The organism is Rhizobium aethiopicum (genome assembly GCF_014197535.1).
Taxonomy (GTDB): Bacteria; Pseudomonadota; Alphaproteobacteria; order Rhizobiales; family Rhizobiaceae; genus Rhizobium; species Rhizobium aethiopicum_A.
The window spans coordinates 22,900-33,314 of sequence record NZ_JACIFV010000044.1 but is presented as its reverse complement, the minus strand read 5'-3'; the positions used below and the strand labels follow the sequence as shown (position 1 = coordinate 33,314).

The 10,415-nt window shown below is 58.7% G+C and carries 9 protein-coding genes and 1 pseudogene; 4 read left to right on the top strand and 6 right to left on the bottom strand.

What is annotated here, in order from left to right; all coding sequences use genetic code 11:
- Positions 1–717 precede the first annotated feature (717 nt).
- Positions 718–940 (bottom strand): annotated as a pseudogene (locus GGD53_RS32445) (DUF3422 family protein); the annotation flags it as partial.
- A gap of 363 nt (positions 941–1,303) precedes the next feature.
- Between GGD53_RS32445 and GGD53_RS30420 the strand changes: the two are divergent.
- A complete protein-coding gene (locus GGD53_RS30420; protein WP_184460420.1) occupies positions 1,304–2,731 on the top strand; it encodes an aldehyde dehydrogenase family protein in 1,428 nt (475 codons plus the stop codon).
- Here GGD53_RS30420 and GGD53_RS30415 read toward each other — a convergent pair.
- Positions 2,725–3,654 carry a LysR family transcriptional regulator gene (locus GGD53_RS30415; RefSeq protein ID WP_184460419.1) on the bottom strand — a complete coding sequence of 310 codons (930 nt, stop codon included), beginning with the start codon at positions 3,652–3,654 and terminating at the stop codon, positions 2,725–2,727. The two genes, GGD53_RS30420 and GGD53_RS30415, sit on opposite strands and share 7 nt — an antisense overlap.
- A 316-nt stretch (positions 3,655–3,970) precedes the next feature.
- On the opposite strand from GGD53_RS30415, the gene argE reads away from it, so the two are divergent.
- The 3 genes from argE to GGD53_RS30400 are packed head-to-tail and all read left to right on the top strand — an operon-like array spanning position 3,971 to position 6,411.
- Positions 3,971–5,095, top strand: coding sequence for an acetylornithine deacetylase (gene argE, locus GGD53_RS30410; RefSeq protein ID WP_184460418.1), 1,125 nt, complete (start codon positions 3,971–3,973; stop codon positions 5,093–5,095).
- A 9-nt stretch (positions 5,096–5,104) separates the two neighbouring features.
- On the top strand, positions 5,105–6,028 hold the full coding sequence (locus tag GGD53_RS30405; RefSeq protein ID WP_184460417.1) for a 2-hydroxyacid dehydrogenase: 924 nt from the start codon (positions 5,105–5,107) through the stop codon (positions 6,026–6,028).
- 29 nt (positions 6,029–6,057) lie between these two features.
- Complete coding sequence (locus GGD53_RS30400; protein WP_184460416.1) at positions 6,058–6,411, top strand: cupin domain-containing protein; 354 nt, start codon at positions 6,058–6,060, stop codon at positions 6,409–6,411.
- Positions 6,412–6,805: 394 nt separating this feature from the next.
- On the opposite strand, the gene GGD53_RS30395 is transcribed toward GGD53_RS30400, so the two are convergent.
- The 4 genes from GGD53_RS30395 to dapA are packed head-to-tail and all read right to left on the bottom strand — an operon-like array spanning position 6,806 to position 10,371.
- Positions 6,806–7,249 (bottom strand): Lrp/AsnC family transcriptional regulator, encoded by a 444-nt coding sequence (locus GGD53_RS30395; protein ID WP_184460415.1) that lies wholly within the window; start codon positions 7,247–7,249, stop codon positions 6,806–6,808.
- Positions 7,250–7,268: 19 nt separating this feature from the next.
- Positions 7,269–8,054, bottom strand: a complete 786-nt coding sequence (locus GGD53_RS30390) for a homoserine kinase (RefSeq protein ID WP_184460414.1) — start codon at positions 8,052–8,054, stop codon at positions 7,269–7,271.
- 29 nt (positions 8,055–8,083) lie between these two features.
- A complete protein-coding gene (locus tag GGD53_RS30385; protein WP_184460413.1) occupies positions 8,084–9,481 on the bottom strand; it encodes an aspartate ammonia-lyase in 1,398 nt (465 codons plus the stop codon).
- A gap of 11 nt (positions 9,482–9,492) precedes the next feature.
- Complete coding sequence (gene dapA, locus GGD53_RS30380; RefSeq protein WP_184460412.1) at positions 9,493–10,371, bottom strand: 4-hydroxy-tetrahydrodipicolinate synthase; 879 nt, start codon at positions 10,369–10,371, stop codon at positions 9,493–9,495.
- Positions 10,372–10,415 lie beyond the last annotated feature (44 nt).

The window sequence follows — 10,415 nt, the reverse complement described above, 5'->3', positions numbered from 1 at the left end:
TGAATGTTCATTCGCGGCGATCCCTCCGACTCGAGATGTGGTAGCTCCAGTCTCCTCGATCCGCTCCGAATGGACAACCTCCCGAAAGCTCACATTTAGAGCCTCGCTTGTTTCGGCTGCGCGACAAAGCAGGTACTATGGTTTGGCGTCCGGAATGGCTGCTTACCGCCCATACAGGAGGTGACTCAGGCGTCCAGCGGAACGTCGGCTTTGGACATTCCGCTCGACCTATCTTAAGGGCCGGAGACGCAAAGCGGCCACCACGGCTTCGCTCTGAGTCTGCTTCGGCGCAGAGTTTCGGATGCCGGCCATCCACGTGGTGGGTGGCGCCGAGGCGGCCGTCCGAAGCGAGCCGCTGTTCACGGAGCCTCGTGGACGCCGTGTTGCAAGAATGTTCACGGTCTGGGCTAAAATGATCGCATAAAGTATCGACTGGAAGTGGCTGAGTGTCGACGAACGGAAAAATTACCGAATGCCAAACACATAACTATTTGCGGCGACGGATCTGACGTTCGATTCCTTTCAACTGGACGAAAAGGGAACCGGACGACTAATTCCCACGTCATTGCCTAGTAGGCACAAGGTCACCAGTTGCGGGACCTCTTCGTGTGGCTGAGTGTGGACTCTACTTCAGTTGATCGAAAAACGCGAAATCGTCGGCGCCCGCGTTGGCGCGACCCGCGGCTCTGTAAGCGCCGCCTTAGCTCTCGCTCCCTGCTTCAGGGCATGCTTGACGAGGAGGGTGGCGATCGCACGGCTCCCAAACCAGGGGAACGGCAATAAGCAGGATTATCGGATCACTACGGAGCCCTGCATGGTCCGCTGTCTCATATATAAACTTCAGCAAGCCCGGCAGATAGTAACTGATCGCGATGATTTAGAAGCCTTCGACCACGCACTGGATCTTGACCTGCGTCGCCGCTCGGTCAGCTATTGCCTTGCGCGACGACGATGACGTCGGGATTGGCAGCGATGATGTTTCCCAGCCGAACGCCGGCGAGTCAGCTTCGGTGGTTTAAGGCGTTCGTCCGCCGAGCACGTCGGCAATAAAGCCGGCTGCGCAATATTTCCTCCGAGGTACGCATCGGTAGGTGGCGACGAACTGGAGAACCAGAAAACGTAAGAGCTTCTTGCCAACTTTAGGTGCCGCGGCGCGCAAGGTTCAGCCGGTGTGAGCGCCTTCGTGGTTAACACCTCTCTTAAGCAAACATTCAGTCCTCCTAAATGTCATCTTCCGGTCTTTCCGGGCATGCTTATGCATGGCAGGTCCAATGGCCGCAATGTCGTGAAGCGAGGTGAAATGATGCTGACCGGACGCGAGAGCCAGTTCTACATTGGTGGGAAGTGGCAGGAAGCTGTGGATGTAACCCGTTTGCCTGTGGTCAATCCCACCTCCGAGCAGGTTGTTGGGCAAATTGCTGCGGGCGGTGCTAATCACGTTGATCTCGCGGTTGCAGCTGCCCGCAAAGCATTCCCGGTTTTCTCTCAAGCATCTGTTTCCGAGAGGCTTGGTCTGCTCGGCAGGATGCATTCTCTCCTGAAAGAAAGAGCGGATACGTTCGCGGAAGCGCTCGTCGTGGAAATGGGGGCGGCGATCAGCTTCGCGCGGACATCCCAGGTTCCTTTTGCTGCCGAGCACATCCGTGTCCAGATGGAGATTCTCGAGAAGTACCAATTCACCACGGTTGATGGGCGCACCGCAACCGCGAAGGAAGCGATCGGGGTTTGTGCGTTGATCACACCCTGGAACTGGCCACTTTACCAGATCACGGCTAAGGTCGCTCCCGCGATCGCAGCAGGCTGCACCATCGTCCTCAAGCCCAGTGAGCTGTCACCTTATAGCGCTCTGCTCTTTGCCCAACTGATGCATGATGCCGGCACTCCGCCGGGCGTATTCAATCTGGTCAACGGCACTGGCGAGAGCGTAGGCGCAGCGCTTGCCAGCCATCCGGAGGTCGACATGATTTCGATCACCGGTTCCACACGCGCAGGGGTGCTTGTCGCGCAGGCGGCCGCACCGACGGTGAAGCGGGTGGTGCAGGAACTGGGCGGCAAGTCACCGAACATTTTTCTCGACGATGCCGACTTCGGCGAGGCGGTAGCGAAGGGCGTGCTCGCCGGAATGCGCAATGTCGGCCAGTCGTGCAGCGCCCCGACGCGCATACTCGTGCCCGCACATCGGCTCGGCGAAGTCGAGGAGTTGGCTAGCGCCACTGCGCGTGCCATCCGCGTCGGCGCGCCGCTTGATCCGGCGACGGACATGGGCCCCATCGCCAATCGTGCTCAGTTCGAGAGGGTACAGGTCATGATCCAGGCCGGTATTGATGACGGCGCCAAACTGCTGTGCGGCGGGTTGGGTCGGCCGGCCGGCCTTGATACCGGCTTTTTCACGCAACCGACAATCTTTTCCGCGGTGACGCCCCACATGCGGATTGCTCGTGAAGAAATCTTCGGTCCCGTCCTTTCGATCATCCCCTACAAAGACGAGGAAGAGGCAATCGCGATTGCCAACGACACCGTCTATGGATTGGGCGCCCATGTTCAGTCTTCAGACCCGGAGCGGGCACGCCGGGTCGCCACTCGCATCCGTGCCGGTCAGGTCCATATCAACTATCCGGCTTGGGACGGAGCGGCCGCCTTCGGCGGCTACAAACGGTCGGGCAACGGCCGCGAGTATGGCGTATACGGGCTTGAAGAGTATCTCGAAACGAAGTCGATCCTCGGTTATTGACCAGGCTTCTCCGCAGCATCGGCGCTCCAGGGCAGTGGTTTCAGCGACTGACGAAGCATTGTCAGGAAAGCGGCAGTGCGCGCACTTCGTCCGTGCCGCGATCCGAGGATGGCGACGATATCGGCCGACGGCAGCTTCCAATTGGGAAGTACCTGCCTCAGCCGTCCGTCGGCGAGGTCTTCTGCAACGGCCCATTCGGAGCGCATCATGACGCCCTGACCGGCCAGCGCCCAATCCCGAATAACGGCGCCATCATTGCTCGACATGACGGGGTTGACGCGCACTGTCGCACTTTCCTGCCGTGATCCCTTAAACCGCCAGAGCGTTACGTCCTCCTCATTCTCGCGAACGACAAGGCAGCGATGTCGCGCCAGGTCGGCGGGCGTGGAAATGGGCGCAGCCGAAGCGAGGTATTCGGGACTTGCGCACAGAATCCGGTCGTTCGGCGCCAGCGTCGTCACGACTTGATCCAGATGCGCGGACGCCCCGATGTGAACAACTACCTCATAGCTGTCGACGATCAATGCCGTGGGGTGATCGGACAGTTGCAGGGTAGCGGTGGCACCACGATGCTCTCGAGCAAACGCCTCCACGACCGGGGCCACGTAGATCCTACCAAAACCGTGAGGTGCTGCGACCCTGAGGTGCCCGCGGACCGCACCCTTGCGATCAGCCAGGGCTTCGGTAAGCGAGTCTATGGCATCGCTGACGATGACGCTGTGGGAAGCGACCAATGAGCCCTCTTCGGTAAGACGCAGGTGGCGCCCGGAGCGGTCGATCAGCCTTACCCCGACTTTCTCTTCAAGCGCGCGCAGGCGCTGGGTTACCGCCGGAGGGGTGACGTTCAGCTTTCTCGCGCTTTCAGCGAGGGATTTGGAGGTGGTGAGGACCGAAAAGAAGGCAAGATCGTCGGACGTGAGCATTAACCTCTACCTGAAGTGATTATTCATCTGGGATTAATTGTCATCTTTAGGCTTCGGCGACAAGGTGAGATTAGGTTGGAGAACGGATTCATGGAGCTGGCGACGTTGGCTTATCAGCCCGAGGGGCTCGCCTGGGCAGTATTCAGCGGGTGCGGGTGGAAACCGGATACCGAGAATGCGCCGGCCGATTTGGCCGCCCCAGACCGGGAAGGGATCCCCGAACGATGACCCCGCGACCGCTGCTCGAACGGAGCCTGCCATGCGGCCAGTGGGCGCCAGTACGACGTTGTGCCCTACACGTGATGGAGAACCTGCGATGAATGCTAAGGACATACTGGAGCAGCTGGTCGGTTTTCCGTCCATCGTCGGGACTCCGAATGGCGACATCGTCACCTGGGTGAAGACCTATCTCGAAAGTCATGGCGCCATCGTGACTGTCTTGCCGGGTCCGGAAGGGGATAGGGCAAATCTGTTCGCCACTATCGGCCCGAAAGATGAGCCCGGCTACATCCTTTCAGGGCATATGGATGTCGTTTCGGCCTCCGAACGGACTTGGACGTCGGATCCCTTCCGCCTGCGGGCTGAGGGAGATCGGCTTTTTGGCAGGGGCGCCTCTGATATGAAGGGGTTTCTTGCCGCCGCGCTTGCCGGACTTCCCGCTATAGCAAAAATGCCATTGAGGCGCCCGATTCACTTCGCCTTTTCGTATGACGAGGAAGCTGGCTGCCGCGGCGTACCGCATATGTTGCAGCAGATCGGGAACCTGTGCGCTCCTCCTTTGGGAGCAATCATCGGTGAACCAAGCAGTATGGTGGCGATCCGCGGTCACAAGGGAAAGGCCGCCGCCCGCATCGAGATCCATGGCACGACCGGTCATTCGTCGCGCCCTGATAAGGGCCTGAACGCCATTCACGCCATGACTGCGGTGATGACTGCGACGCTGAAGACCGTTGATGCCTTGCGAGACAGCGCCTCGGATCAGAGCTTCGAGCCGCCGTATTCTACGCTGCAGATCGGAACGATCACAGGCGGACGCAGCGTCAACATCATCCCGGATGTCTGCATCATGGAATTGGAAGCCCGCGCCGTGCCCGGCGTATCGCCAACAGTTCTCCTGGAACAGATCAAGGCAACGGCCGAGGCTTTGGCGAAAGACGGTTTCCGCGTCACGTGGGAAACCAGCAGCACCTATCCGGCGCTTTCGCTTGATGCGGACAGGCCGCTCGCTCGGCTGATGGAGGAGCTGACCTCAGCGCAGACTTTGGCTGCCGTCAGCTACGGCACCGAGGCTGGACTCTATCAGGCAGCCGGCATCGACGCGATCATCTGTGGTCCCGGGGACATCTCCCGCGCCCACCGTGCTGACGAGTTCATTCGCCTCGACGAACTGGCTGCCTGCGAAGAGATGATCCTGCGGCTCGCCAATACGCTGCAGCAGTAGGAGAGCTTCATGGTTTTCTGGTTCAATTCGGATCGAGAAAGAGGCCGCGTCTTCGCCGAGGCTTTTGCACGCGACCTGCCCGATCTGCCCTTCGTGATGGATATTTCGGATCGCAATCCGGACGAAATCCGCTACATTCTCACGTGGACAGCACCGCCCGATCTCCGTCGTTTCAGGAACTTGAAGGTTGTCTTCTCGATCGGCGCCGGCGTCGATCAGTTCAAGCCAGAATCGCTTCCGCCAAACGTCATGCTCGTCCGGATGGTCGAGGACGGTATCGTGCGGATGATGCAAGAATATGTCACGCTCGCCGTGCTCGTCCTGCACCGCAAGTTGAAGGCCTATATCGAACAGCAGGCTGAAGCCGCCTGGCTCCCACTACCTGTGCGACAAGCTGGCCAGCAGCGGATCGGCATCCTTGGCCTTGGCATGCTCGCCCAGGCCGTTATTGAGCGACTGAAACCCTTCGGCTTTCCGCTTGCGGCCTGGAGCCGCTCGGTACGACAAGTGCATGGTGTTGATTGCTATCACGGGCCGGAGGGGCTTACGCCGTTCCTTGCGCGCACCGACATCCTGATCTGTCTCCTGCCGCTGACCAAAGAGACGCAAGGACTACTCGACGCCGGGGTCTTCGCGACCCTTCCAGCGGGCGCGGCGCTCGTCCACGTGGGGCGCGGCGCGCAACTCGATCATGACGCGCTGCTTGCGGCTCTCGATGATGGACATTTGTCGGGTGCGGTCATCGATGTCACCGAACCTGAACCCCTGCCCCCCGAACATGGTTTCTGGAGGCATCCGAAGATCATCCTGACGCCGCACGTCGCAAGCGTCACGCAAGCAGAGACGGCGGCTGGCGCCGTCATCGACAACATCAAACGCCTTCGCAACGGTCTAGACCCGATCGGGCTCGTCGATCGCGACCGCGGTTATTGAAGCTGCAACCAGGAGAGCAAGGAGAAAATATGTCCCTCCTCAAGACCATAGTACCCAACAGCACGGAAACACCACGTGAGTCAAAGCCGGGCCCGGAACGCCTGATCTCCGGCAATCCTTCTTTCAAGAGCTGGCCCCAGGACGTTGCGCGAGACGACATGATTCACACCGGCGTCTGGGAAGCGACACCGGGCCTGACGCGCTCCGTCAAGGGAGAGACATTCGAATTCTGCCACATCCTTCAAGGCGTCGTGGAAATCACCCCGGACGGTGGTGAACCGGTTACCTACAAAGCAGGCGATAGTTTCGTGATGAAACCCGGATTCATCGGCACCTGGCGCACCGTGGAAACGGTTCGGAAGATCTACGTCACGGTGAACTAACCAGCTCCGCCGCCTCCGGTACGCGCGTAGCGACCGATCGGCCTGGACATCAACGAGCCGTAAATCGGCGGAGAAGCGTTGCGCTCCGCCGATGTGAGGGTGATGACACGAACTCCGGAGCCGAAGACGTGGGCTTCGACATATGATCCGCAAGGCAGTCCGCGTGACAATGACAGGCCATTCGCCAGTCTGGGAGCGTCTTCATTCGAAGCTCCGTCATGTGAGCAACAGCTCGAATTGGGCCTGCTCGCCGGAATGATCATCCCCCCGCATGGAGCGGATGGTGGCGCAATTTTGTGCGTGCTCATCAGGAGCAGCATGGTCCGACAATTGAATTTGGCCCTGGGGTTGCTGTTGGGGCGGACACTTGCCCCTTTTGACCGATCACACCGGATTATCTGCGGATTACAGAGGATAGGGCGAACGCAGTCAGCGTATCGCGCACGCCAGGCATCTCGGCAATCAATTGCCAAATCTGGCGGATGCGGTCGGCCTCGGAAGACTCGACCCGCACGAGGAGATCGAAATCACCGGTCATAACGTCGCAAGCAACGACTTCTGGGATCTTCCGTAGCGCCTGAATGACTTCGCCGCCCCGCATGCGATCCTGCCGATAGACGAAAATCAATGCGGTTGTGACGTTTTGGCTATTCCCTCCATCCCCGGTGAGGATTGTATATCCCTTGATGAAGCCTTCTCGTTCGAGACGTTCGATTCGCACCCGCACGGCGTTGCGAGAAAGGTTCACCTTCGCCGACAAATCCGCGTGCGAGATACGGGCGTTGGCCTTCAATTCGACAAGTATCTGTTCGTCAGTTCGATCGAGAAGATATTTCATGGAGATTGAGTCGGGTCGCTTAACCTAGAATGTCGGGGGTTAGGGACCGATAAGCTAACACGGCGATTTCCGGTAGTAATGTTCTTTCCTTCTTGCTCGAAAAACGCCTCGATGTCGAAGCCATTATGAATCCTGGCAGCGCCTTCTTTTCCGCATCAGTCAGGCCGCGGACTCCCTGATAACCGTTCAGCAGCGCTCGCGCCCGCTCTTTGTTCAGCTCTCCGTTGATTTCGCCCGCCCAACCTACAAGCGCATCAGCAAGCTCCGACACGAGCGCATCCTCGTGCCGAAGCCTGAAGTTGATGACCCCGCTGACTTCTTCTCCGAGGAAAAAGACGTTCTCCTGTACCAATGCGCCATGAATTGCGCCAGTGGGAAGATCCGTCGGTTTGCGGTTCGCTTTTCGTTCTAAGACAGTGTGCATTTCAGCCATCACGCGGCCCAGGCTGAGGCATTTTGCCGGGTTTGCAAATGTGGGTGAGGCGCCGGGTACGAAGCTGACGATGGCAACCAATCGACCTGCGGCCCGAGACGTGGCGTGGCCGTCGACAGTGCGGAGCGGCTTCGGGCAGGGGACGCCATGTCGATAAAGCGCCTCCATGGTTTCGAAGGCCCTTTCCAGATCTGAAGGTTGGGCTCCGTTCTCGAAAAGGGTAACGATGAATTCGCCTTCCCTCGCCCGAAACAGATAGGTCGTCTCGGAGTCGCCGTCCGCAATGCCAATCACCGACAGAAGCGACGTAAAACCATAAGCCGCGGTAATGAGTTGGCGATCTTCGTCAGAAAGCTCGGTAAAAACAGCCATTTCCCACCCTTATGCGGACGATGTACCCATCAGAAATTTGCGAAGGTCGCGCTACCTTCAAAGAGCTCTTCAACTTGACCGGAGGCTAAGATCCCTTCCTCCTCCACGACCTGCCGCAGCCCCCGCTTTTCGGCCAGCGCTTTCTTGGAAAGCTGCGCTGCCTTGCTGTAGCCGATAAGCATCGCCAACGGTGTCGCAAGGACAAGAGACTGATCTAGGAGGTCCTTGCAACGGTCGACATCAACTTCAATGCCGGCGACGCACCGCTGCTTAAAAATGTCCATACCCCGCGTCAACATCCGCATGGACTGTAGGATGTTGAGGATGATGACGGGCTCCATTGCATTGAGTTGCAACTGCCCCGCACTCGCCGCCAGAGTGACAGTGAGATCATTTCCGATAACCTGAAATGCGATTTGGTTCATCATTTCCGGAATGACGGCGTTGATTTTGCCGGGCATGATCGAGGAACCGGCCTGGACGGGCGGAAGTCGGATTTCCCCCAGGCCGCCCCTCGGCCCACTGCTCAAGAGCCGCAGATCATTGCAGACCTTTGTCAGCTTCACAGCAATCCGCTTGAGGACACTGGAGATGGATACGAAACCACCGGTGTCGGAGGTGGCCTCGATCAGATTTCGAGCTCGGATGAGCTGGATACCAGAAATCCGTGTGAGGTGGATGCAAGCCGCGGCTGGAAAGCCGCGGGGGACGTTGATCGAAGTTCCGATCGCAGATCCGCCGAGATTAACCTCTTTCAACAGCCTGGAAGCGGATGGCAGTTGGTTAATATCTTCGTCGATCAGCTCGGCGAACGCATCAAATTCCTGCCCAACGGTCATTGGGACGGCGTCCTGCAACTGAGTGCGGCCGACCTTCAGCGCAGTTGCATACTCACGTGCCTTGGACCGGAATGCATCGCGCAGCCCGACCTGGGACTCGATCAGCCCTTCGCAAGCACGAAGAATGGTCAGACGCAGTGCGGTCGGATAGACATCGTTTGTCGATTGGGACAGGTTCACGTCATCATTGGGATGAAGCCTGTCATAGTCGCCCACATTCGCACCGAGCTTCAAGAGCGCCAGGTTCGCGACAACCTCATTCACGTTCATGTTGGTGGACGTTCCGGCGCCACCCTGCATCATATCGACCGGGAAGTTCTCATCAACGCATTTCAACTCGATGAGCTCATCACAAGCCTCTGAGATCGCCGACGTCTTTTCCGCTGACAGCAGGCCAAGCTCAGCGTTTGCATACGCGGCCGCTTTCTTGACCATGGCCATAGATTGAATGAGTTCGGGGAAGTCTTTCAGGCGAAGGCCTGAAACAGTGAAGTTAAGCTCGGCTCGACGCGTATGGACACCATAGAGAACATCACCGGGGATAGGGAGTGGGCCGATCAAATCGGTCTCTATGCGTTCAATTCCCATTCGTCGTTCCCCTAGTCCAGAATTCCGGCGTGGCGCATGGCATGAGTAATAACCTCTTTAACAGGATCGCTCACCTCCACGAGAGGAAGGCGCAGGTCACCGCGGATCTTCAAGAGTTGCGCCAGCGCGAATTTCACGCCAGCCGGGCTGGTCTCGAGGAATAGCGCGCGATGCAGGGGCATCAGTCGATCTTGAAGAGCCAGTGCCGCCGCGAAGTCGCCTTTCAGGCATGCCCGCTGGAAGTCTGCACACAGCCGGGGAGCAACGTTCGCGGTCACCGAGATGCAACCGTGGCCGCCATGGGCCATGTAACCCAGCGCCGTGCCGTCTTCGCCGGTGAGGAGATTGAACTCATTGCCGCAGGCCATACGCTCCAGCGACGGTCGCAAGAGATTGCCTGTCGCGTCCTTGACACCCTTGACGTTCGGACAATCCCTGAAAATCCGGGCAAGCGTTTCGACTTCAATATCGATCACGCTCCGACCCGGGATATTGTAGACAATGATCGGAACCGTAGCTTCAGCGTCGATGGCCTTGAAGTGCTGATAGATCCCCCCTTGGGTGGGTTTATTGTAGTAGGGCGCGACGATCAGCAAACCGTCTGCACCGGCCTCCTGTGCGTGCCGCACGAAGCTGATCGCTTCCTCGGTGCTGTTGGAGCCGGCGCCGGCAATAACCGGAACCCGACCATTCGCTGCCGAGATCGCGAGTTCCACGACTCGCTTGTGTTCGGCATGGCTGAGGGTCGGGCTTTCCCCCGTTGTTCCGCAGGGGGCAAGCCCTGACGTGCCTTCGGCGATCTGCCATTCGATGAGGCTGCGGAGGGCAATCTCATCGACTTTCTCATCGGCAAAAGGGGTGACAAGGGCAGTGATGGATCCTTTGAACATCTTGACTTCCAAAAACGACGATGCGTTCAAATTGGCGCTGGCGC